Source organism: Actinoallomurus purpureus (assembly GCF_024055795.1).
GTDB classification, from domain to species: Bacteria; Actinomycetota; Actinomycetes; order Streptosporangiales; family Streptosporangiaceae; genus Actinoallomurus; species Actinoallomurus purpureus.
Map to the genome: position 1 here is coordinate 313,966 of NZ_JAMXMY010000003.1, position 22,297 is coordinate 336,262.

Genomic DNA, 22,297 nt, shown 5'->3' on the forward strand with positions numbered 1-22,297 from the left:
GGAGGGCGCCGTCAGTACCAGCGGTGGGCCTGCCACCAGCCCCACGCGCGGCAGGGGTCGCCGTAGCGGGAGCCGATGTAGCTCAGGCCCCAGGTGATCTGGGTGATCGCGTTGGTGTGCCAGTCGGACGCGACCGAGGCCATCTTCGAGCCGGGCAGTGCCTGGGCGATGCCGTAGGCGCCGCTGCCGGGGTTCTCGGCGTGCTCGTTCCAGCCGCTCTCGTGGTTCCACATCGTCAGCAGCGAGGGCCAGCACCGCCCCCAGCCCTTCAGGGCGTTCATCTTCTTGGCGTACTTCTGGTTGTCCGCCGCGCTGGGGTCGTGGCTCATCTTCTTCTTGAACGCCTCCCACTCGCGGCGCTTGGCCTCGGCCGCCGCGCGCTTTTTGGCGTCGCGCTCGGCGGCGAGCTGGGCCTGGTAGGCGCGTTCCCGCGCGGTGGCCTGGGCCTGGGCCATCATCGGGTCCATCGTGTAGCCGCCCAGGGACCGCGCCAGCTCGTTGGTGGAGACGTCCGCCGCGGCACCGGAGGGAGGCTTGCCACCCTTGCCGAAGTCGACGTTGGCGACGGCCACGACCGCGGCGACGATGAGGAGCGTCAGGATCACGCCGGTGCTGCCGGCCGTACGCCGCAGGATTCGCAGGGCGCGCGAACCCTGCGGCCGCTCGGGGATGGAGGACTTCCGCCGCGTGCGAGACATGCGCTCTAGCTTGCACCAGCCGCGACGTACGTGACCCCGTTTGTCCGGATATTCGGCTGTGACGTCTGTGACGAAAGCGGAAGGTCAGGTGGCCGGAGCGGCGGCGAGCTCGGCGCGGGTCGGCGGGTCGGCCCCCCGCCGCCCGCACGTGATGGCGGACGCCCGCGCCGCCTCCGCGCACACCTCCATGATCACCGATCCCGAGGCGGAGCGGAGCGCGTGGCGGCGTTCGGCTCCGAGCAGCCCGCGTTCGTGCAGGCCGGCGAGGACGGCGCTCATGTAGGAGTCGCCCGCGCCGACGGTGTCGACGACCTCCACCGGAGACGCCGGCAGGTGGACCGGCGGCAGGCGCGGCGCGGCGACCAGGGCGCCGTCCGCCCCGAGCGTCACGATCGCCACGCTCACGCCCCCAGCCCCCTCGACCAGCTCGGCGGCGAACCGCCGGGGATCGCCGCCGGGCCGCAGCCACTCCAGATCCGCGTCGCTGATCTTGACGATGTCCGCCGTGCGCATCAGCGTCTCGACACGGGAGCGGGCGTCCGGCAGGCGGTCCATGACGTCCGGGCGGCAGTTCGGGTCGTAGCTCACCGTCGCCGTCTCCCGCGCCCGCCGGGCGAGGCCGGCGAGGGCCTCGGCCCCCGGCGGCATCACCATGGCGAGCGAGCCGACGTGGAGGGCGGCGACGTCGCCGAGCGGTACGCGGGCCAGCTCCTCGGCGGTCCACTGCCAGTCGGCGGTCCCCTCGAGCCGCAGATCGTACGACGGCGGCCCGCCCCCCTCGTGGTGAACGAACGCCACCGAGGACGGCTCCGCGGCCGGCGCGACCGCGCGGGTGTCGACCCCGTTCCGCACGAGGTGGGCCCGGAGCGTCCGGCCGAACGGGTCCTCGCCGATACGGGCGATCATCCGGGTCGGAACGCCGAGCCGGGCCAGCCCGACGGCCACGTTGGCCGGGCTGCCGCCGGGCAGCGCCAGGTACGGGCCGCCGGACTTCTCGGCGACGAGATCGATGATCGCTTCACCGGCGACAGCGACGACGCGGGCGTCAGGGATCTGCACACCACTCTCCTTGGTCGTGGCCGCGCGGGCGCGGTCAGGAGCTTCCGTTGCCGTTGGCGGCGACGTCCAGGTTGCCCGGCGCCGCTCCCGTCATGATCGCAACGGTCTCGGCCATGTTCGTCTCCGCGGGGCGTACGACGGCCACCCGCCGGCCCAGGCGCTGGATGTGGATCCGGTCGGCGACGTCGAAGACCGCGGGCATGTCGTGGCTGATGAGGATGACCGGCAGGCCCCGGTCGCGGACCTGCCGGATCAGCTCGAGCACCATGCCCGACTCCTTGACGCCGAGCGCGGCCGTCGGCTCGTCCATGATGACGACGTGGCGGGCGAACGCGGCGCTGCGCGCCACGGCGACGCCCTGGCGCTGGCCGCCGGACAGCGTCTCCACCGCCTGCTTCATGGACTTGATGCCGATCTTCAGGTCCTGCATGTGACCGCTCGCCTCGGCCTGCATCCGCTTGTGGTCCAGCAGGCGGAACACCTGGCCGAGGACCCCTTTGCGGCGCACCTCACGCCCGAGGAACATGTTGCTTGCGATGTCCAGGGCCGGCGCCACCGCCAGGTCCTGGTACACCGTCTCGATCCCCGCCCGGCGGGCGTCCGCCGGGCTGTGGAAGCGCACCGGCCGGCCGTCCAGCAGGATGCGGCCCTCGTCCGGGACCAGCGCGCCGGACAGCGCCTTGATCAGCGTGGACTTCCCGGCGCCGTTGTCGCCGATCACGGCGAGGATCTCGCCGGGCAGCAGCTCGAAGTCCGCGCCGGACAGCGCCGTGACGTGGCCGTACCGCTTGATGAGACCGTGCGCCTCCAGCACCGGGCGCACCTCGGTCCCGTCCGTCTCGCTCATGCGCGCCTCCTTCGGGCCAGCTGGTCCACGCTCACCGCGAGGATGACGAGGATGCCGGTGATGAGGACCTGGTAGATGGACGGGACCCCGGTCAGCTGCAGGCCGTTGCGGATCACGCCGACGATCAGCGCGCCGCACAGGGCGCCGCCGATGCTGCCCCGGCCGCCGAACAGGCTGACGCCGCCCAGCACCACCGCGGTGATGCTGTCGAGGTTGTCTGTCTGCCCGGCCTGCGGGTCGCCGACGGACGTACGCCCGATGAGCAGGAGCGCGGCGACGCCGTAGACCGCCCCGGCGACGGTGTAGACGGTGAGCAGCAGGCGGCGGGTCGGGATGCCGGTGAGGCGCGCGGCCTCGGGGTTGTCGCCGACCGCGTACACGTGGCGGCCGGCCGAGGTCTGGCGCAACACGTACCAGGCCCCCGCGAACAGCACCAGCATCAGCACCGAACCGTACGTCACGTCGGTGTTGCCCAGCGGGAACGTCTCGCCCAAGAAGGTCAGCGACTTCGGCAGGCCGGTGACCGTCTGGTCCTTCGAGTAGACGTGCGTGAGGGCGAAGGCGATGTTCCACGTGCCCAGCGTCACGATGAACGGCGGCAGCTTCGCCATCGTCACCAGCGCGCCGTTGAGCGCGCCGAACACCGTGCACACGGCGATGCCGATGAGGATCGCCACGATGCCGGGCATTCCGCCGCTGACCGCCAGCTTGGCCATGAAGATCGAGCCGAGCGCCATGACCGCGCCGTTGGACAGGTCGATCCCGGCGGTCAGGATGACGATCGTCTGGCCGACGGCGAGCGCGCCGACGACCATGACCTGCTGCACGATCAGCGACAGGTTGGCGCCGGTGAGGAACCGGTCGGTGCGGACGGAGAAGTAGACGCAGGCCAGCAGCAGGGCGAAGAGCGGGCCCACGGCCGGGAGGGTCAGGAAGTGGGAGGCGCGGGACAGCAGGCTCCGCTGCTGTGACACCTCGGCGCGGTCGGTCGCGGTAGCGGTCGACATCGGCTCAGCCCCAGCAGTTGGACAGCCCGAACTGGACGTCCTTGGAGTCCACGCCCGGCTGCGCCTTGCTCGTGACCAGGTTGACGCCCGTGTCGGTGTAGCCGGTGGCCTTCTTGCCGCCCTTGGCGAAGTCGACGACCGAGTCCACGCCCTGCGCGGCCATCTTCAGCGGGTACTGCTGCGAGGTGGCCGCGATCTGGCCGGACTGCACCGCCTTGACCCCGGTGCATCCGCCGTCCACCGACACGATCATGACGTTCTTCTCTTTGCCGGCCGACTTCAGGGCGGTGAACGCGCCCAGCGCCGCCGGCTCGTTGATCGTGTAGACGAGGTTGATGTCGGGGGCCTTCTGCAGGCAGTTCTCCATGGCGGTCTGGCCCTTGGCCTGGTCGCCCTGAGTGTCCTGCTGGCAGGCGATGCTCGGGTCGCCCTGCTTGATCCCGAAGCCCTGCAGGAAGCCGTTGTGGCGCAGCACGCCCACCGTGATGCCGGGCGCGAGGTCCAGCATGGCGATCTTCGCCGGCTTGGTGCCGAAGGCGGCCTTGGCGTACTTGCCGATCAGGACGCCGGCGTTGAGGTTGTTCGTGGCGAACAGCGCGTCGGCGGAGCTCTGCGGGTCCGGCGGCGTGTCCAGGGCGATGATCTCGATGCCCTTCGCCTTCGCCTTCTGCAGACTGGGCACGATGGCCTTGGTGTCGCTCGGGGTGATGAGGATGCCCTTGACGCCCGCGGCGATCATGTTCTCGACCGCCGTGACCTGGCTGGCGTTGTCGCCGTCGAACTTCCCGGCCGCGGTCATCAGCTTGACGCCCTTGGCCTGGGCCTCCTTCTGCGCGCCCTCCTTCATCTTGACGAAGAAGGGGTTGGTGTCGGTCTTGGTGATGAGGCCGACGGTGATGTCACCGCCGGAGCTGGAACCCTTCGAGCCATTGCCACAGCCGGCCGCCACGAGGGACAGGGCGGCGATGGCGACGATCGCGCCGGTACGGCGGCGACTCGACGCCGAGATGTAGCGCTTCATTTCTGCTTCCTCCAACCACGCCGTGGACCGCGCCGCGGCAGGTGACTGAGCTGTTGCCACAAGATTTCGGAAACGTTTCCAGGAAACGTTTCCAGGAATGTAGAACCTGGGCGTACGGTCTGTCCAGAGCTCCGGCACAATTGGCGCGGGGCACGAGGGGGCGGAGGACGTGTGGGAACGAGACCGGGCGAAGATCAGCCACGGGGCCGCATCACCATGCGCGATGTCGCGACGCGCGCCGGCGTCGGGCTCGCGACCGTCTCGCGCGTGATCAATGACAAGCCGGGCGTCGCCGCCGAGCTCGTCGAGCGCGTCAACGAGGCGGCCCGCGCCCTGGGCTATCGCCATGACGTGACCGCCAGCAGCCTGCGTCGCGCCGACCGCCGCACCGCGACGATCGCCCTCGTCCTCGAGGACGTCGCCAACCCCTTCTCCTCGGCCCTGCACCGCGCCGTCGAGGACGCCGCCCACGCGGAGGACATCCTCGTGCTGACCGGCAGCAGCGACGAACACCCCGAGCGTGAGCGCGAGCTCATCGACACGTTCACCCTACGCCGGGTCGACGGCCTGATCGTGATCCCCGCCGGCGGCACCGACGGACAGCTGGCCACCGTCCGCCGCCAGGGCACGCCCATCGTCTGCGTCGACCGGCTCGTCGAACTCGACCGCGTCGACACCGTCACCGTCGACAACCGGGAGGGCACCCGCGCCGCCGTCCGCCGCCTGCTCGACCTCGGTCACCGCCGCATCGCGTTCCTCGGGGACATGCGGTCGATCTGGACCGCGCGAGAGCGCTACCAGGGATACGCCGAGGCGCACGCCGGTGCCGGGCGGCCGGTGGACGAACGGCTCGTCCGCCGCGACATCCGCAGCGCCGAGGCCGCCGAGCGCGCGACCGGCGAGATCCTCACCGCGGACGATCCGCCGACGGCCGTCTTCGCCGCGCAGAACCTCCTGACCATCGGTGGTCTCCGGGCCCTGCAGCACCTCGGCCTGCACGATCGCGTCGCGCTCATCGGTTTCGACGACTTCCCGCTGGCCGACATGCTGCGTCCCGGCGTGTCGGTCGTCTCCCAGGACCCCGCCGAGATCGGCCTCATGGCCGCCCGGCTCCTGCTGGGCCGCATCAACGGCGGCGACCACCGCCCCGCCCGGCACGCCGTCGTCCCGACCGGCTACATCGCCCGCGGCTCCGGCGAGATCCCGCCCGCCCGCTGAGTATTTGATCTACATTGTAAAGGTGCCATCTCGGGTCCAGGCGCCGGGTCGCCGCCGAACTCGTCGAGCGCGTCAACGAGGCGGCCCGCTCGCTCGACTACCGGCACGACGTCACCGCCGGCAGCCTGCGCCGGGCCGACCGCCGCACCGCGACGATCGCGCTGTGGAACGTTCCATTGGCCCGTAGGTCGGCACAAGGCCGCACCGGCTGACAAGATTCCCTCTGCCGCGTTCGTTGACGCTTGCCCGGTTCTCCTTCGATGGGGAGGTGCGTGGATGGATCCGTTGTTCCCTGGCGACCCCAGGGACATTGGTCCCTATCGGCTGGTGGGCCGGTTGGGTGAGGGCGGTATGGGTCAGGTGTTTCTTGGCTGGTCTCCTGGGGGTCGCAAGGTGGCGGTCAAGGTGATTCGGCCGGAGCACGCTGGGGACGTGGAGTTCCGGGTGCGGTTTGGGCGTGAGGTGGAGGCGGCTCGTCGGGTCGGTGGTTTTCATACCGCGCAGGTCGTTGATGCTGATCCTCAGGCTGATCCGCCTTGGTTGGTGACGGCGTTCGTGGAGGGTCCGTCGTTGCTGGAGTTGGTGAGGGGTGGTGGTCCGCTGGGTGTGGATGCGGTGCGGGTGTTGGGGGCGGGGTTGGCGGAGGGTTTGTCGGCGGTTCATGGTTGTGGGCTGGTGCATCGTGATCTGAAGCCCGGGAATGTCATCATGTCCGCGGACGGGCCGCGCATCATCGATTTCGGTATCGCCCGGGATGCCCATGCCAGTACTCTCACCGCTGCCGGCGTGGTGATGGGCACGTTCTCGTTCATGTCACCGGAGCAGGTGCGTGCGGAGGTCGCGGGGCCGGGGAGTGACGTTTTCTCTCTTGGGTGTGTGCTCGCGTATGCCGCCACGGGGCGGGGTCCGTTCGATGCCGGCACCATCCCGGCGATCGTTCATCGCGTCCTTTATGAGCCGCCCCGCCTGGACGGCATCACCGGCGATCTGCAGTTGACCATCACCGCCTGCCTCGCCAAGAACCCTGCCGACCGTCCCACCGTTCCTGACCTCCTCACCCAGCTCACCACTCCGGGCGCCGGGCCTAAGACCGATCCCGCCGCGATCGTGGCCGCGGCCGCCGCGCCGGTACTGCCACCGAGGCCGGACCCGGTGCCACCGGCCGGCCCGCTCGCGACCAAGCACACAGAGCCGCCGACGATGGACCTGGCCGGTGAGCGGCAGCCGACGAAGCTCGAACCATCTCCTTCGGGCCTGAGCCGGCGCGCTCTGCTGCTCGGTGCGGGCGCGGTGACCGGAGCGGCCGTCGCCGTCGCCGTCCCCGTGGCCATCTTCTGGCCGCGATCGAACGCCTCCGGTGGGTCCAGCGGTCCCATCGCCGTCGTGGCGATGACGTTCAGCGCGGACGGCAAGACTCTGATCGCCGTGGGCGGCGACGGTGCCGACAGCGTCTGGCGCTGTGACGTGACCACCGGGCGGGGCTCCGTCACCCGTCTCGGTACGACTGGCAACGTTCTGGCGGTGGCGTTGGGCCCGGACGGGAAGAGCTTGGCCAGGTCCGAGGGAAACACCATTCAGTACTGGAATGTGGCGACCGGCAGCAGCGTCACCCTCAAGGGGCACACCGCGGGCGTCAGAGACGTGTCCTTCAATCGGGGCGGTACGGTCCTGGCCAGTGTCGGCAACGACAAGACTGTCCGGATCTGGAACCTGACCTCAGGGGACACCACCGCGTTCTTCCGCAACAAGGACACGGACGCCCTCTCTGCGCTGGCGTTCAGTCCGGACGGCACGCTCCTGGCGGTAGGCAGCAGCGACGGTAACAACGTCCGGCTCCTGGACGCGAAGTCCGCGCACCTCAAGGCCACCCTCAAAGAGTTCAACTACGTCCGTACCGTGGAATTCAGCCCGGACGGCGGAACGCTGGCGATCGGTGGCAGCGGCACCCGGTTGTGGAACCTGGACCCCGGCTCCCACACCACGAGCTTCGGCGATCAAGCCGACACCGGCGTCAACGCGGTTTTCAGTCCGGACGGCAGGACCCTGGCCAGCGGCGGTTTCAAGGATCTCCAGGGTGGCGCGGCCGACAGCACCGGTGTCCGGATCTGGGACGTGGCTTCCTCCCGCCTCATCAGATCTCTCTCCCCTGCCGCCCCGCCGCTGGCCTTCAGTCCGGACGGCAGGACCCTGGCCACCGGCGGCGACAAGGTCCGGCTGTGGAACGTGACCACCGGTGCCTTGATCAGGACGCTTTGATCAAGCGCCGGGTGTTCGCGCCCGGCGTGAGCCGGATCATCTAACGGACATCACTGTTTTTCTGTAAGAATCGGGTCCGCGGCGCGCAAAGAGGCGGCCGCGCTGGTTACCGCTTCGATGTCTGGGTGAGTGCAGATGGAGCCGTTGGGGCCCGATGACCCTGGCCAGATCGGCCCGTACCGGCTGGTGGGCCGGTTGGGTGAGGGCGGTATGGGTCAGGTGTTTCTTGGCTGGTCTCCTGGGGGTCGCAAGGTGGCGGTCAAGGTGATTCGGCCGGAGCACGCTGGGGACGTGGAGTTCCGGGTGCGGTTTGGGCGTGAGGTGGAGGCGGCTCGTCGGGTCGGTGGTTTTCATACCGCGCAGGTCGTTGATGCTGATCCTCAGGCTGATCCGCCTTGGTTGGTGACGGCGTTCGTGGAGGGTCCGTCGTTGCTGGAGTTGGTGAGGGGTGGTGGTCCGCTGGGTGTGGATGCGGTGCGGGTGTTGGGGGCGGGGTTGGCGGAGGGTTTGTCGGCGGTTCATGGTTGTGGGCTGGTGCATCGTGATCTGAAGCCCGGGAATGTCATCATGTCCGCGGACGGGCCGCGCATCATCGATTTCGGTATCGCCCGGGATGCCCATGCCAGTACTCTCACCGCTGCCGGCGTGGTGATGGGCACGTTCTCGTTCATGTCACCGGAGCAGGTGCGTGCGGAGGTCGCGGGGCCGGGGAGTGACGTTTTCTCTCTTGGGTGTGTGCTCGCGTATGCCGCCACGGGGCGGGGTCCGTTCGATGCTGGCACCATCCCGGCGATCGTTCATCGCGTCCTTTATGAGCCGCCCCGTCTGGACGGCATCACCGGTCCGCTGCTGCCGATCATCGTAGGCTGCCTTGCTAAAGACATCGCCCAACGTCCCAGCATCCCCAACCTCCTCGCACAACTCGGCACGGCGGGCATACCGGCTCCGGGCCCCACTCCGGCGGTCGCCTCTCCACCGATTCCGCGCCGTGCGCTGCTGGCCGGAGCAGCGGCAGTCGTCGGTATCGCCGCCGTCGGCACCCCCGCGGCGCTGCTCTGGCCCAGCTTGGAAAGCAAGGGCGCTTCTAAACGGAACGAGCCCTCCCGCCTGGGCAACGCCTCAGCGCGGGGCACCGACCCCGTCGTCCTTCGAGGCCCCAATCGCCCGGAGACACTGGTGTTCAGCCAGGACGGCAAGACCATCGGGGCATCGGGTACGGACGGAGCGATCTGGTTGCTGGAGGCGGCCACCGGCCGCAGCATCTCGGTCGCCCACGTCGACGTACCCAAGTACGTGCAGCCGATCGAGTTCAGCCCGGATCTCAAGCTCCTGGCCCGGGGCGAGGAGAAGGTCGTCAGGGTCTTCGACGCGGCCACCGGCCGTGCTGTCGACACCCTGAGCGGCTACACGGAGAACGTCCGTGCGATCGCGTTCAGCCCGGACGGCAAGACGCTGGCGGTCAACGCCGGCGGCGAGACCATCCGGGTCCGGGACATGACCACGCGCCGCGAGACCACCCTCCGCAGCAAGGTCGGTCCCCTCGACGCGGCGGCGTTCAGCCCGGACGGCAGGCTTCTGGCCTTCGGCAACAACAACAACAGCGAGCTGGTGCGGGTGGACGGCGGCCGCTCCGTCGCCATTCTCAAATGGAGCCGCGCCCATTCGCTCGCCTTCAGCCCGGACGGCAAGACCCTGGCCATCGGTGGTATCGACGGCGATGTCGGCCTTTGTGATGTGGCCGAAGGTCGTGTCACCGCGAAACTCGGCGAGGAGGACATGTTCAGCGGGCCCGGCATGGTCTATTCGTTGGCGTTCAGTCCGGACGGCAAGACTCTGGTGGTCGCCCACGCGGCGCCCGGGAGCGCCACTGTCCGGGTATGGGACCTGGCCGGCCGCCGCATCAGGACCACTCTCGCCAATGCCGCGGCGCCGGTGGTGTTCAGTCCGGACGGCAAACTCCTGGCCGCGGCCGCCTACGGAGTGGAGGGCGGTGTCCAGCTTTGGAAGGCACCCTGAAACGACGGCGCCGGCTGATCGTCCTGTTGCCCGCGTTCCTGCTGTTGCCGGTCATCGGTGGCGTCACCGTGGTGGTCCTCGCCGGCAGCGATGACGAGCCGAAGGCGCCGGCCGCGATCACCAAGGTGGGCAAGGCGACCGAGATGCTCAAGGCGGCAACGGTCCAGAAGTACACAGCCCAGGCCACATGCATTGAGGGTCCGTCGTTCCAGTCCACGACCATCCACCGCCAGGGCGGTTGTACCGGGTGGGCCTGGACGGCGTCGGGCCACAGGGGCGGGTGGACGATTTCCGTTGACGTCTATCCGCCCTCACCGGCGCTCTCTGTTCAGCGGGCGGAATCGGCCGCACGTCAATTCTTCACCGGCGTCAAAGACGGATTCTTCAAGAGCGACACGAAGTTCGTCCGGATCACCGACTCGCGGCCTGTCACCGGCCTGGGCGACGAAGCGTTCGTGATCGATCAGGTCGGTAAGGACTCGGGCGACACGGGGACGACCAAACTTCTCGTCAGGTGGCGCAACGCCTTCGTTCTGGTCGAGTACAGCGGATCGAGCCGGGTGTCATCCGATCCCATGAAGCGGACGCCCGACCCTCTCTATGCCGAGACCGCCGCGACCGCCGCGGCCCGCGACGTCCTCAACGCACTCGGCTGACCGTTGAGCCGGGCGACGGCGCGGTCACATGTCTTACTACGGTGCCTGGGCCGGGAGTTCCGCGAGGCTCAGCCCCAGCAGTTGGCGAGGCCGAACTGGACGTTTGCCTGATCTACAACGTAAAGGACGTGGCCGGTGGGGTCAGCGGAAGTCGCGGCTGCGGGTCGTCGTGGCGACGGGGAGGCGCTGCAGGCGGGTGGCGATGAGGTTCGCGGCGCCGTCGTGGCGTTCGAGGCGGCCGTGGATGAGCAGGGCCTGCGCCTGGAAGGCGATGTTGCGGAAGCGCTCCCAGATCTGCGGGCGGCACAGGACGTTGAGCATGCCGGTCTCGTCCTCCAGGTTGAAGAAGATCACGCCGTTGGCGGTCCCCGGGCGCTGCCGGTGCGTGACGACTCCGGCGACCAGGATGTTCGTGTCGCCGGGCACGCCCTTGACGGCTGCCAGGGGGAGGGCGCCGCGCTCGTCGAGGGCGGCCCTGACGTGGGCGATCGGGTGGTGCTGGGACGTTCCGGTGGCCCACAGGTCGGCGATGGTCTGCTCGATCACGGTCATCGCCGGCAGCTCGGGCGCGGCGGTGCCCGGCGCGGTGCCGGGCAGGTGGTCCGGGCGGGTGTGGGACAGCGCGCCCGCCGCCCACAGCGCCTCGCGGCGGCCGAGGCCGAAGCAGCCGAACGCGCCGGCCGTCGCGAGCGCCTCCAGCGCCGCCGTGGACAGCGGCACCCGGCGCACCAGGTCCTCCAGGTCCGCGTACGGCCGGCCGGCGGCGATCCTCTTCGCGGCGTCCTCGCCGAGGTTGCGTACGGCCGACAGGCCCAGGCGGATCGCGGGCTGCGGCTCGCCCGGAGCGTGCGGGAGGTCCCCGGCGGGGGTGTACGGGCCCTCCAGGGTCGCCTGGTCGGAGCTGGCGTTGACGTCGACGCCGAGGATCCGTACGCCGTGCCGGCGGGCGTCGCCGAGCAGGGTCTGCGGGTTGTAGAACCCCATCGGCTGGTTGCGCAGCAGCCCGGCGGTGAACGCCGCCGGGTAGTGCCGCTTCAGGTACGCGCTGGCGTACACGAGGTGCGCGAAGCTCTGCGCGTGCGACTCGGGGAACCCGAAGCTGGCGAAGCCGAGGATCTTCTCGTACACCTCCTCGGCGATCCCGGCGGGGATGCCGCGCTCGGCCATGCCGCTCAGCAACCGGTCGCGGAGCCGCTCGACGCGCTCGGGCGCGCGCTTGGCGCTCATCGCCTGCCGCAGCGCGTCGGACTCCGCCGGGGTGAACCCGGCGCAGTCCACGGCCAGCTGCATCATCTGCTCCTGGAACAGCGGCACGCCCATGGTGCGCTCCAGCGCGTTCCTCATCAGCGGATGCGGGATGTCCGGCGGCTCCTGACCGTTCCGGCGGCGCAGGTACGGGTGGACCGAGCCGCCCTGGATCGGGCCGGGCCGGATCAGCGCGACCTCCACGACCAGGTCGTAGAACGTCTTGGGCTTGAGCCGGGGCAGCGTCGCCATCTGCGCGCGGGACTCGACCTGGAACACCCCGACCGTGTCGGCGTCGCACAGCATCGCGTACACGTCCAGGTCGTCCGGCGGGATCGTGTGCAGGTCGTAGCGCCGCCCGTGGAACTCGCCGACCAGGTCGAACGTGTCGTGCAGCGCCGCCAGCATGCCCAGGCCCAGCAGGTCGAACTTGACCAGCCCGACGGCGGCGCAGTCGTCCTTGTCCCACTGCAGCACGCTGCGGCCGGGCATCCGCGCCCACTCGACCGGGCACACCTCGCCGATCGGCCGGTCGCAGATGACCATGCCGCCGGAGTGGATGCCGAGGTGGCGGGGGAGCCGCTGCATCCGGTCGGCCAGCGCGGTGACCGCCTCCGGGATGCCGTCCGGTGGCAGGGGTTCTGGGGGGCGGCGGGGTGTGGCCACGGGGGTGAAATACAGCGGTGAGAGCTGCCGGGACCAGGCGTCCTGCTGGCCGGGGGAGAAGCCGAGCGCGCGGGCGGCGTCGCGGACGGCCATCCGCGGCCGGTACGTGATCACGTTGGCGACCTGGGCGGCCCGGTCGCGCCCGTACTTTTCGTAGACGTGCTGGATGACCTCCTCGCGGCGGCGGTTCTCGATGTCCAGGTCGATGTCAGGCGGCCCGTCCCGGCCGGGCGACAGGAACCGCTCGAACAGCAGGTTGTGCTTCACGGCGTCGACGCCGGTGATGCCCAGGGCGTAGCAGACCGCGGAGTTCGCCGCCGATCCCCGGCCCTGGCACAGGATGTCGTTGTCCCGGCAGAACTCCACGATCTCGTGCACGATGAGGAAGTAGCCGGGGAAGCCGAGCTGCTCGATGACGTTCAGCTCCCGGGCGATCTGCCGGTACGCCTTCGGCGCCTGCCGCCGCGTTCCGTACCGCTCGCGCGCCCCCTCGGCGACCAGGTGACGCAGCCAGGTCGCCTCGGTGTGCCCGGGGGGCACGAGCCAGTCCGGCAGGTTCGGCGCGACCAGGTCCAGGTCGAAGACGCAGGAGCGGGCGAGCTCAACGGTCCGCTCCAGCACGCCGGGGAAGCGGGCGAGCCGCGCCGCCATCTCCTCCGACGACCGCAGGTGCGCGGTGCCGGTGGCGGGCAGCCAGGACTCCATGTCGTCGAGGCCGCGCCGGGCCCGTACGGCGGCGAGCGCCTGGGCGAGCGGGGCGTCCCGCGGCGCGGCGTAGTGCACGTTGTTCGAGGCCACGACGCCGATCCCGGCGCGCCGGGCGAGGTCGTACAGGGCGTCGTCGCGCGCGTCGTCCAGGGGCTGATCGTGGTCGATCAGCTCGGCGAAGACGTTCTCCCGCCCGAACAGCTCGATCAGCGCGCGCAGCTCCCCCTCGGGGTTCTCGCCCGCGTGCACCGCGCCCTTGCGGCAGCCCGTGAGGATCACCCAGTGCCCCCCGTGCGAAGCCGCCAGCTCGGTCAGGTCGTAGACGGGACGGCCCTTCTCCCCACCGGCGAGCTGCGCCCGGCTGATCGCGGCGCTCAGCCGCGCGTACCCCTCGACGTCACGGGCCAGCACCAGCAGGTGCCGCCCGCCCGGATCGGGCTCGCCCGGAGCGGCGGCGGGCAGGTCGAGGCTCAGCTCCGCGCCGAAGATCGTGCCCACGCCGGTCCCCTTCGCGGCCTCCTTGAGCCGCACGGCCCCGTACATGCCGTCGTGGTCGGTGATGGCCAGGGCCTCCACGCCGAGCCGGACCGCCTCCTCGACCAGCTCGGCGGGGCTGGAGGCGCCGTCGAGGAAGCTGTACGACGAGTGGCAGTGCAGCTCCGCCCACCCGCCCGCGCGCGGCGGCAGGCGCACGGGCCGCGCGGGCCGTTCCGCCGGGGCGGCGGGCCGCTCCACGGGCGGGGGCGAGCCCCAGGAGAGCCGCCGCTCGAACTCCCGCCACGGGATCCGCGGGTTATCGAACCCCATGACGGCTCCCGGAAGCGTGCCGATAGCGGTCAGGCATAGTCGGCCTCGATGTACCAGTTGCCGCCCTCGACGATGAGCAGGCGCGCGCCGCCGTCGGCGGTGACGACCTGGAACCGCGCGCGGCGGCGGAACCGCGCCGGGTCCCACCAGCGTTCCCGGGCCGGCCATGGGCCCGTCCACGCGGTCACCGGCAGGACGCGCCCGGCGATCTCGATCTGGCGGGGCGGGGCGGAGACCACGCAGCGGGCGCTGACCGTGACCGGCGCGCCGTCGGCGCCGGTCACGCGGACGGGCAGCGGTTCGGGATGGACCACCGCCGGCGCCGGGTCGGGGATGCGCCCGGGCCACTGGCCCTCCGACGCGCCCGGCTTGGGCGGGAGGTCGCCGACCGGCACCCGGACGACGCGCTCGCCGGGCCCGCGCCCGCCCACCGGGAACGGCCGGACGATCGCCTGATGGCCGAGCATGGCCTGGACCCGCGCGGCCGCCCGCATGATCCGGTCGGAGACCGTGACCTGTCCCCACAGCGCCTCCTGCCGTCCCTCGTCGGGGACGAGCTGGTCGGGCAGGAGCCGCAGCGAGACGATGCCGCCGACGCCCTCCTCGTCGGGGGAGGTCTCCCAGGACGACAGCTGCCAGCGGACCCGTTCGGCGACGGCGAGGGCGGACAGCGCCCCGTCGTGCCGCCACAGCCGTGACTGCGTACGCCCGTGGGCGTCCGTCACCTCGACACCGATCCGTACGCAGGTCAGGGCCTCGGTGGCGAGCGCCTCGTGCAGGTGCTCGGCGAGCGTCTTGGCGGCGAAGACGACCTGTTCGGCCGCCACGGCGGGCGGGTCGAACTCCGTCGTCACACTCAGATCGGTGTGCGGCGGCCGGGGGGCGGGCGGCCGGGCGTCCAGGCCACGGGCCAGCCGGTGCGCGCGTACCTCGTCGGTGCCGAAGCGGCCCGCGACGTGCCGGGCCGGCAGGGCCGCGAACGCGCCCAGCGTACGGATGCCGAGCCGGGGCAGCAGGTCGGCGAGCTCCGGCCGGTCCAGGACGCTCACCGGGTACGGCGCGAGGAAGTCCGCGGTGCCGCCCGCTGGCACGATCAGGCCGCCGTTCGCGGTGCGCGCGGCCAGCTCGGCGGCGAACAGGCCGTCGGCGATGCCCACGCCGCAGTCGAAACCCCGCTCGACCACGGTGTCCTGGACGTGGATCCGCAGCGACTCCTCCGCCGTGTCCCGGTCGGTGCCGCCGTGGTAGCGGGCCGCGCCGCGCACCGGGATGGCGCAGACGCCGGGCCGTACGACCTCGACCCAGGGGGTGATGGCCGAGACGGCGGCGGCCACCGTTTCGAAGAGCCGCCCCTCCGCGTCGGGGTCGCGGTCGTGGATCACCAGGTCCGGGCAGTGCCGCTGGGCGTCGCGCAGCCGCTGATCCCGGCGTACGCCCGCGGCGCGCGCCGCCGCCGAGCACGCCGCGACCCGGCCCGAGGCGACCACCGCGGCGGGGGTGCTCGCCTCCAGGCCCACCGCCGTGACCGGCCAGTCCGGGCACCACACGACGAGCACGCGCGGTACGGTCACCGGCCCACCGCCGCTGCCTGGCGCGCGGCGAGTGCGCGCGGCGGGGTGGCCGGTCCGCTGCCGGGGGCCGACGGGACGAGTGCGCGCGGTACGGTCACCGCCCAACGCCGCATGGTCATCGGCCCGCCGTCGGGTTCTGGCCTGAGGAGTGCGCGGCGTGTGGTCGCCGGCTCGCCGCCGGGACCCGGCGCGTCGGAGAGTGGTGGACGCGTCATCCCGCGACGGCCTCCAGACGCGCCGGTCCCTCGTGCTCGGCGACGGCAACGGCACCGTCCGGGCCGGGCAGCCACAGCCAGACCCGGTGGCCGGGGGCTGCGGCGCCGCGCCCGGAGACGGCCACGAGCGCACGGCGTCCGCGCAGGTGGCCGGTGCCGTCCCCGACGCCGGACCAGTGGTTCGTCTCGACGCGCAGCCGCAGGGCAGCGCCCGCCCACGGCCCGGTCGTGACCAGCGCGCACCCGTTCCGGCGCGCCAGCGTGGTCAGCCGCCGGGCCACGTGCGCGGGAGGCTCCTCCGGTGGCCGCACGAGCACCATCGCGCAGCCGTCGGTCAGCGCGGCGACCACGTCGGCCCACCGTCGTCCCGGATCGTCGACGAGCAGGACCCGTGTCGGGTCGAGGCCGCCGTCCTCGCCGCCGAACGCCGTCGCGGCGAGGACGTGCGCCTCCGGCAGGCCGACGATCGCACACCACCGGTCCCCGAGCCCGGCCGCCAGCGCGAGGGCCAGAGTGGTCGAGCCGTCCACGCCGGTGACCGTGCCGGGACGCAGCCCGCCCCCCGGGACAATCGCGCGCAGCGCAGGCAGCACAGGGATCGGCTCCATGCCGGCCAGAGCCGAGAAGCCCTCCGTGACCTGCGACGATAGCTCGCTCACTCGACAATCATCGAACATCTATTCGACTGAAATCAAGTCGATCGCCGCGCGCAACGTCGGACCCGGCCGACCGCGCGGACCGTTCCAGCGCCGAAGACGCCATGGTCACGATGGATATGTCGGCGCCATGACGGTGTGGATCGCCTGTGTGAGAGCGCCGTTCTCCCGGCGTCGGGCTGGGAGAACGGCGCCAGGTGGTGGCTGGCTGATCAGGCCGAGTCGATCAGCTGGTGCACGAGATCGGCATGGGCGCTGCTCGCAGGCGTGTTCCTTCGCTGTCAGTGCTGGACGGTGACGACGATCTTGCCGAGCTGGCCGTTCGCTTCCATGTGCCGGTGGGCATCGGCGATGTCGGCCAGGTCGAAGGTGGCGTCGATCACCGGCTTCAGGGCGCCGGAGCGCAGGCCGGCGTTGATGAACGCCTCCCCGCGGCGCAGGGCGGCCGGGTCGTCGGTGACGACGTTGAGGCCGAATCCGAAGATGTTGAGCGGCCAGTTCATCGGCAAGGGGGCAGGTCGCGGGTCGAGCCAGCCGTAGACGATCAATATGCCGTCCCGGGCCACCGTCCGGGCGAGGTCGGCCAGGCCGGGCCCGCCGACGGAGTCGAAGACCAGCCGTGCGCCACGGTCTGAGGTGAGAGCGTGGACTCGTTCGACCAGGTCACCTTCGTCCATGGCCAGGACGTGCGCGGCTCCGGCCCGCAGCAGCCGGTCTGTCTTGGCGGCGGTGCGGGTGACGGCGATGGGGACGGCGCCGAGATGGTCGGCGATCTGGATGGCCGCCATTCCGACGCTGCTGGAGGCGGCGGTGATGACCACCTCATCGCCCGGGTTCATCCGGCCGACCTCCACCAGAGCGCCGTAGGCGGTGAGGTAGGACAGCCATACGGCGGCTCCGGTGATCGCGTCCACCGAGTCCGGTCGTCGCAGGAGGCTGCGGGCGGCGACGTTGACCCGGTCGCCGTAAATGCCGTGGCTGGACATGTTGATGCCGGTGGCCAGGATGCTGACCGCGTCACCGGGAGTGAAGTCGTCGACGCCCGATCCGACGGCCTCGACCACTCCGGCGGCCTCGGTTCCGAGCCGTGAGGCGGGCAGTGTCGGCTGGTAGTAGTACCCGCCGGCGCGGAACAACGCCTCGGACCGGTTCAGCCCGATCGCATCGATCCGGACCTGTACCTGTCCCTCGCCGGGTTCGCCGATCCGTACCTTCTCCAGGCGCAGCGCTTCGGGGCCGCCCAGCTCGTCGAACAGCACCGCCGTGGCCATCATCGGCATCCCATCCTTATCGGGCGGCGCTCGTTTTCCGTGCACCGTTCAATATTCATGCGGCGTACTGTACTGGAGCGCTGTAAGGTGTCAAGCGTGGACGAGCAGATACCTGGCAGGCGGGCGCGGCTTCGGGCGCAGACCATCGCGGAGATCAAGGCGATCGCGTTGAAGCTCATGACCGACGGCGGTGCGGATGCAATCTCGCTGCGCGCGATCGCTCGCGAGATGGCGATGAGCGGCAGCGCGATCTACAGCTACTTCGAAACCCGTGACGCGCTCATCACCACGTTGATCAACGACGTTTACACGTCACTGGTGGATCAGGTGGAGGCCGCCCGTGACGCCTGCCCGCCGGACGATGCCGCCGGCCGGATCCTGGCCTGGGGACAGGCCGTACGCGAGTGGGCGCTGGCCAACCCGGAGGGCTTCCGGCTGATCTACGGCGATCCCGTCGCCGGATACCAGGCACCCGAGACCGGGCCCGCTCCCGAAGCCGCCAAACGGGCCTGCCTGGGGCTTGCCGGACTGGTGGCCGCCGCCTGGCCGCACGCCGAGAACCTCCAGTCCACCGGCGATCATCAATGGTCCGACTTCGCCCCGACCCTGGTGGCGACGGTCCGTGAGGCATTCCCCGACCTTCCGCCCGCGGCCCTTGCCCTCGCCCTCCGCGTCTGGGGCCGCATGCACGGCCTGATCGCCCTGGAGATCTACGGTCACCTCGGCCCGCAGACCCGCGAGCCCGCCAAGCTCTACCACGCCGAAATGCTCGACCTGGCCAAATCGCTGGGCCTCAAACCACCGAAGTAAGCAGGCGGGCCTTCCCGCCATCAAGCGACCGACCCCTCACACCCCAGGGGCTCCCCGGCGCGGCACGCGACCTTCCTCGGCCCGCCGACAGTGCTGGAAATCGAGCCCGATCGCCAACTAACGCTGGGAGATCCCGGCGGGGGAGCGGCGTGCGGAGCGCTCGGTAAAGGTCGCCGAGTGAGCGGACTTCGTCCCGATTCGCCTGCCGACACGGCTCCGTTCACCGAGCATTCCGCACGTCCTGCGATTCGCCGACCGCGTCAGTGGAGCGGCGCTCCGAAGTGGTCGGCCAGACCCCGGCCGGTCGTGCGGGCCTCCTCCGCCTCGGGTGCGACTACGGGGTTTCCGCCGGCTGGCTGATATTGACCATCCACGAGACGCCGAACTGGTCGACGCACATGCCGAACTCGTCACCCCAGGCCTGCTTCTGCAGCGGCATCGTGGTGGTTCCGGCCGCGGACAGCTTCTCCCAGTAACCGCGCAACAGATCGGCGTCGTCGCCGCTGAGGCTCAGCGAGACACCCGACATGGGCCGGTACTCCATGCTGCTGGGGATGTCGGCACCCATGATCGTGTAACCGGCGTCGGTCTCGAGCATCGCGTGCATGATCCGGTCGGCGTCGGGTGAATCCTCGGCGCCGAACCCGGCGTAGGTGTTGACGGCGAGGTTTCCGCCGAACACGTCGGCGTAGAACTCCATCGCCTGGCGGGCGTTGCCGTTGAAGCTGAGGTACGGGTTCAGTCGAGAAGTCATGATCTCTCCAAGGACTGTGCTCCGGACGAAAGCCCGGTCGGCCGAGGCGGCGGCGTAGATGAGAGCTACGCGGGCGCGCTGTCATGACCAGCGTAGGCCGTCGGTCCGGCATCCAGCCGGTTGCCTGGCGGGCCAAGGCCGGCCTCGCCGATCCTGCGAGGGAGAATCGGCCGGAGGACGATCCGTCGTCCCTGGATCCGCTGGGAAAGGACCTCTTTCGCCGTGCTCGTCGCCCGTTCCGTCGCCCTGTTCGTCCTCGCGGCCCTGTTCGAGATCGGCGGGGCGTGGCTGGTGTGGCAGGGAGCCCGTGAGCATCGCGGCTGGCCCTGGATCGGCGCGGGCATCGTCGTGCTGGGCCTGTACGGGTTCGTCGCCACGTTCCAGCCCGACGCCCACTTCGGGCGGGTCCTCGCCGCCTACGGCGGGGTCTTCGTCGCCGGGTCGCTCGCCTGGGGAGTGGTCGCCGACGGATACCGTCCCGATCGTTTCGACGTCATCGGCGCCCTGATCTGCCTGGCCGGGATGGCTGTCATCATGTACGCCCCGCGCGGTCACTGAAACCCGTATCACCCGGGCGCTCCGCACAGGACGGGGCTCGGGGGAGGCGGACGGTGAACGTCGCGCCCTTGTCCGGCGCCGACGTGACGCCGACCGTGCCGTCGTGCGCCTTGGCGACGGCGGCGACGATGGACAGGCCGAGGCCGGCCCCGCCGTGTTCGCGGGAGCGGGAGTGGTCGGTCCGGTAGAAGCGTTCGAAGACCCGCTCGCGCTGGCCCTCGGTCAGTCCGGGGCCGTGATCGGTCACGGCGATCTCCACCTGGCCGTCGGCGACGCCGATCCGTACCGTGGCCGGGGCGCCCGCGGGCGTGTGCCGCCGTACGTTGGCGAGGAGGTTGTCGAGGACCTGGCGCAGGCGCATCGCGTCGCCGAGCACCACGGCCCCGCCCGCTGTTTCCAGGTCGATCGGCCGGTCGGGTTCGACGGCGTGGGTGCCGGCCACGGCCTCCGCCGCGAGCCGGGCCAGGTCGACGGGTTCGCGTTCGAGCGGGCGTCCCTGGTCGAGCCGGGCCAGAAGGAGCAGCTCGTCGACGAGCACCCCCATCCGCTCGGCCTCCGCCTCGATGCGGGCCATGGTCTTGGCCAGGTCGTCGGGGCGTTCGGCCGCCCCTCGGCGGAACAGCTCCGCGTACCCGCGGACGGTGGCGACGGGCGTGCGCAGCTCGTGGGAGGCGTCGGCGACGAACCGCCGGAGCCGTTCCTCGGACGCCTCGCGTTCCCGGAACGCCGTCTCGATCTGGCCGAGCATGTCGTTCAGCGCCTGGCCGAGGCGCCCCACCTCGGTGCGCGGCTCGGCGCGGCGCACGCGGCGGGACAGGTCGCCGGCGCCGATCGCGCGGGCCGTGTCGCTGATCTCCTCCAGCGGGCGCAGGCCGCGGCGGATGGACCGGAGCGCGAGGAGGCCGACGGCGGCCAGCGCGATGGACGAGACGATCATTTCGACCCTCGCCAGGTGCCTGATGGCGCTCTCGGTGTCCCTCGTGGGCATGCCGATGAGCAGGATCCGCCCGCTGGGAAGCCGGGAGACGCGGATCCGCCAGTCCGTCTTGGGGTGCAGGCCGTCGACCTTGAAGAACCGTGCGCCGTCCGTGTTCCGGGCCGTCGCGGGCCGGGGGGCCGGGTGTTGTGGCAGCGGCGGCGTGTCCAGCGCGGTGAACGTCTGGAGGATCCGGCCGTCCGCCATGCGGATCTGCATGAAGGACGGGATGGCGTCGCTGGCGGCCAGCGCCTGGACCAGCCAGACGCCTTTCGTGGCCACCCGGACGGAGCCGTCGGCACGGTCGCCGAGCGCCGTCTCCATCGCCAGGCCGACCGCGTTCAGCTGCCGGTCGGTCCGGCGGCCGATGTCGTACCGCAGCGCCGCGAAGCTGCCCACCGCGGCGACCGCCAGCCCGGCGGCGAGCAGGCCCAGCAGCGTCAGGATGAGGCGTCTGCGCAGGGACATCACGACGCCCGGGGCAGGCGCAGGACGTATCCGATGCGCGGCACCGTGTGGATCAACGGCGGATCGACGGCGTCGACCTTGCGGCGCAGGTAGCTGATGTACGTCTGGACGACGCCGTCGTTGCCGCCGAAGTCGTAGTTCCAGACGTGGTCGAGGATCTGCCGTTTCGACAGCACCCGCCCGGCGTTGATGACGAGGTACCGCAGCAGCTTGAACTCGGTCGGCGTGAGCTCCAGGGTCGTGCCGCCCCGGGACACCACGTAGGCGTCCTCGTCGATCTCCAGGTCGGCGAAGGCGAGCCGTGCGGTGGCGGCGCCGCCCGGGCGGCTCGTCCGGCGCAGTACGGCGCGGATCCGGGCGATGAGCTCCTCGAGGCTGAACGGCTTGGTGACGTAGTCGTCACCACCGACCGTCAGCCCGGTGATCTTGTCTTCGGTGGCGTCGCGGGCGGTCAGGAACACCACGGGCGCCTCGCACCCGTTCCGGCGCAGCCTTCGGCAGGTGTCGAGCCCGGACCCGTCCGGCAGCATCACGTCCAGCACGATGAGGTCCGGCCGGAACGCCGTCACCTGGGTCAGGGCCTCGGCGCCCGTGCCCGCCACGGCGGGCTCGAATCCCTCGTACCGCAGCGCCGTGGCGACCAGATCGGCCAGGTAGGGCTCGTCGTCGACGACGAGCACCCGGATGGTGGGGTCGGTCACGGCGCCCAGTGTCCCGCGCCCTTCTGTGAGAACGCTGTGAGAATCCTGTGACAGGGAACTCCCAGAACGGGCACACGGCGCCCGACAAGCAGGCTGCGCGTCCGGCCCGCCCC

18 protein-coding genes are annotated in these 22,297 nt (G+C 71.1%); 6 read left to right on the forward strand and 12 right to left on the reverse strand.

The features are described from left to right. Window positions 1-11: 11 nt before the first annotated feature. From NE236_RS09240 to NE236_RS09260, 5 genes are all read right to left on the reverse strand, one after another. On the reverse strand, window positions 12-698 hold the full coding sequence (locus tag NE236_RS09240; RefSeq protein ID WP_252841443.1) for an aggregation-promoting factor C-terminal-like domain-containing protein: 687 nt from the start codon (window positions 696-698) through the stop codon (window positions 12-14). Between the two features lie 84 nt (window positions 699-782). Then, the gene (locus NE236_RS09245; RefSeq protein WP_252841444.1) at window positions 783-1,757 is read right to left on the reverse strand and encodes a carbohydrate kinase family protein; all 975 of its coding nucleotides are present in this window, start codon (window positions 1,755-1,757) and stop codon (window positions 783-785) included. A gap of 34 nt (window positions 1,758-1,791) precedes the next feature. Continuing rightward, entirely contained in the window at window positions 1,792-2,604 is an 813-nt protein-coding gene (locus NE236_RS09250) for an ATP-binding cassette domain-containing protein (RefSeq protein WP_252841445.1), read from the reverse strand. Next, a complete protein-coding gene (locus NE236_RS09255; protein ID WP_252841446.1) occupies window positions 2,601-3,611 on the reverse strand; it encodes an ABC transporter permease in 1,011 nt (336 codons plus the stop codon). The genes NE236_RS09250 and NE236_RS09255 overlap by 4 nt, the downstream gene beginning before the upstream one ends. Window positions 3,612-3,615: 4 nt before the next feature. Then, on the reverse strand, window positions 3,616-4,632 hold the full coding sequence (locus NE236_RS09260; RefSeq protein ID WP_252841447.1) for a sugar ABC transporter substrate-binding protein: 1,017 nt from the start codon (window positions 4,630-4,632) through the stop codon (window positions 3,616-3,618). 171 nt (window positions 4,633-4,803) lie between these two features. Between NE236_RS09260 and NE236_RS09265 the strand changes: the two genes are divergently transcribed. From NE236_RS09265 to NE236_RS09280, 4 genes are all read left to right on the forward strand, one after another. Beyond that, a complete protein-coding gene (locus NE236_RS09265) occupies window positions 4,804-5,850 on the forward strand; it encodes a LacI family DNA-binding transcriptional regulator (RefSeq protein WP_252841448.1) in 1,047 nt (348 codons plus the stop codon). A gap of 276 nt (window positions 5,851-6,126) precedes the next feature. Continuing rightward, window positions 6,127-8,106 (forward strand): WD40 repeat domain-containing serine/threonine protein kinase, encoded by a 1,980-nt coding sequence (locus NE236_RS09270; protein ID WP_252841449.1) that lies wholly within the window; start codon window positions 6,127-6,129, stop codon window positions 8,104-8,106. 135 nt (window positions 8,107-8,241) lie between these two features. Then, window positions 8,242-10,122 carry a WD40 repeat domain-containing serine/threonine protein kinase gene (locus NE236_RS09275; protein ID WP_289850109.1) on the forward strand — a complete coding sequence of 627 codons (1,881 nt, stop codon included), beginning with the start codon at window positions 8,242-8,244 and terminating at the stop codon, window positions 10,120-10,122. After that, complete coding sequence (locus NE236_RS09280; protein WP_252841450.1) at window positions 10,107-10,778, forward strand: hypothetical protein; 672 nt, start codon at window positions 10,107-10,109, stop codon at window positions 10,776-10,778. The genes NE236_RS09275 and NE236_RS09280 overlap by 16 nt, the downstream gene beginning before the upstream one ends. 141 nt (window positions 10,779-10,919) lie before the next feature. On the opposite strand, the gene NE236_RS09285 is transcribed toward NE236_RS09280, so the two are convergent. The 4 genes from NE236_RS09285 to NE236_RS09300 form a co-directional block, all read right to left on the reverse strand. Then, entirely contained in the window at window positions 10,920-14,204 is a 3,285-nt protein-coding gene (locus tag NE236_RS09285) for an error-prone DNA polymerase (RefSeq protein ID WP_252841451.1), read from the reverse strand. 29 nt (window positions 14,205-14,233) lie between these two features. After that, the gene (locus NE236_RS09290) at window positions 14,234-15,775 is read right to left on the reverse strand and encodes a DNA polymerase Y family protein (RefSeq protein WP_252841452.1); all 1,542 of its coding nucleotides are present in this window, start codon (window positions 15,773-15,775) and stop codon (window positions 14,234-14,236) included. A gap of 211 nt (window positions 15,776-15,986) precedes the next feature. Then, the gene (gene imuA' / locus NE236_RS09295; RefSeq protein WP_252841453.1) at window positions 15,987-16,649 is read right to left on the reverse strand and encodes a DnaE2-dependent mutagenesis accessory factor ImuA'; all 663 of its coding nucleotides are present in this window, start codon (window positions 16,647-16,649) and stop codon (window positions 15,987-15,989) included. A 278-nt stretch (window positions 16,650-16,927) separates the two neighbouring features. Continuing rightward, the gene (locus NE236_RS09300) at window positions 16,928-17,920 is read right to left on the reverse strand and encodes a zinc-dependent alcohol dehydrogenase family protein (protein ID WP_252841454.1); all 993 of its coding nucleotides are present in this window, start codon (window positions 17,918-17,920) and stop codon (window positions 16,928-16,930) included. A gap of 93 nt (window positions 17,921-18,013) precedes the next feature. On the opposite strand from NE236_RS09300, the gene NE236_RS09305 reads away from it, so the two are divergent. Beyond that, the gene (locus NE236_RS09305; RefSeq protein ID WP_252841455.1) at window positions 18,014-18,727 is read left to right on the forward strand and encodes a TetR/AcrR family transcriptional regulator; all 714 of its coding nucleotides are present in this window, start codon (window positions 18,014-18,016) and stop codon (window positions 18,725-18,727) included. 334 nt (window positions 18,728-19,061) lie between these two features. On the opposite strand, the gene NE236_RS09310 is transcribed toward NE236_RS09305, so the two are convergent. Then, window positions 19,062-19,481, reverse strand: a complete 420-nt coding sequence (locus tag NE236_RS09310) for a VOC family protein (protein ID WP_252841456.1) — start codon at window positions 19,479-19,481, stop codon at window positions 19,062-19,064. A gap of 222 nt (window positions 19,482-19,703) precedes the next feature. On the opposite strand from NE236_RS09310, the gene NE236_RS09315 reads away from it, so the two are divergent. Next, window positions 19,704-20,039 carry a YnfA family protein gene (locus tag NE236_RS09315; RefSeq protein WP_252841457.1) on the forward strand — a complete coding sequence of 112 codons (336 nt, stop codon included), beginning with the start codon at window positions 19,704-19,706 and terminating at the stop codon, window positions 20,037-20,039. Here the strand turns inward: NE236_RS09315 and NE236_RS09320 are convergent. Together NE236_RS09320 and NE236_RS09325 are read right to left on the reverse strand one after the other, a co-directional pair. Then, window positions 20,014-21,483 carry a sensor histidine kinase gene (locus NE236_RS09320; protein ID WP_252841458.1) on the reverse strand — a complete coding sequence of 490 codons (1,470 nt, stop codon included), beginning with the start codon at window positions 21,481-21,483 and terminating at the stop codon, window positions 20,014-20,016. The genes NE236_RS09315 and NE236_RS09320 overlap by 26 nt on opposite strands. Then, window positions 21,483-22,184: a response regulator transcription factor gene (locus NE236_RS09325; protein WP_252841459.1), complete on the reverse strand. Its 702-nt coding sequence runs from the start codon at window positions 22,182-22,184 to the stop codon at window positions 21,483-21,485. The genes NE236_RS09320 and NE236_RS09325 overlap by 1 nt, the downstream gene beginning before the upstream one ends. Between the last annotated feature and the right edge of the window lie 113 nt (window positions 22,185-22,297).

Bases quoted from the DNA above. Each gene is read 5' to 3' on its own strand.
- NE236_RS09255 (WP_252841446.1), bottom strand. From the start codon at position 3,611: ATGTCGACCGCTACCGCGACCGACCGCGCCGAGGTGTCACAGCAGCGG.
- NE236_RS09320 (WP_252841458.1), bottom strand. From the start codon at position 21,483: ATGTCCCTGCGCAGACGCCTCATCCTGACGCTGCTGGGCCTGCTCGCC.
- NE236_RS09270 (WP_252841449.1), top strand. From the start codon at position 6,127: ATGGATCCGTTGTTCCCTGGCGACCCCAGGGACATTGGTCCCTATCGG.
- NE236_RS09260 (WP_252841447.1), bottom strand. From the start codon at position 4,632: ATGAAGCGCTACATCTCGGCGTCGAGTCGCCGCCGTACCGGCGCGATC.
- NE236_RS09240 (WP_252841443.1), bottom strand. From the start codon at position 698: ATGTCTCGCACGCGGCGGAAGTCCTCCATCCCCGAGCGGCCGCAGGGT.
- NE236_RS09285 (WP_252841451.1), bottom strand. From the start codon at position 14,204: ATGGGGTTCGATAACCCGCGGATCCCGTGGCGGGAGTTCGAGCGGCGG.
- NE236_RS09300 (WP_252841454.1), bottom strand. From the start codon at position 17,920: ATGATGGCCACGGCGGTGCTGTTCGACGAGCTGGGCGGCCCCGAAGCG.
- NE236_RS09250 (WP_252841445.1), bottom strand. From the start codon at position 2,604: ATGAGCGAGACGGACGGGACCGAGGTGCGCCCGGTGCTGGAGGCGCAC.
- NE236_RS09275 (WP_289850109.1), top strand. From the start codon at position 8,242: ATGGAGCCGTTGGGGCCCGATGACCCTGGCCAGATCGGCCCGTACCGG.
- NE236_RS09310 (WP_252841456.1), bottom strand. From the start codon at position 19,481: ATGACTTCTCGACTGAACCCGTACCTCAGCTTCAACGGCAACGCCCGC.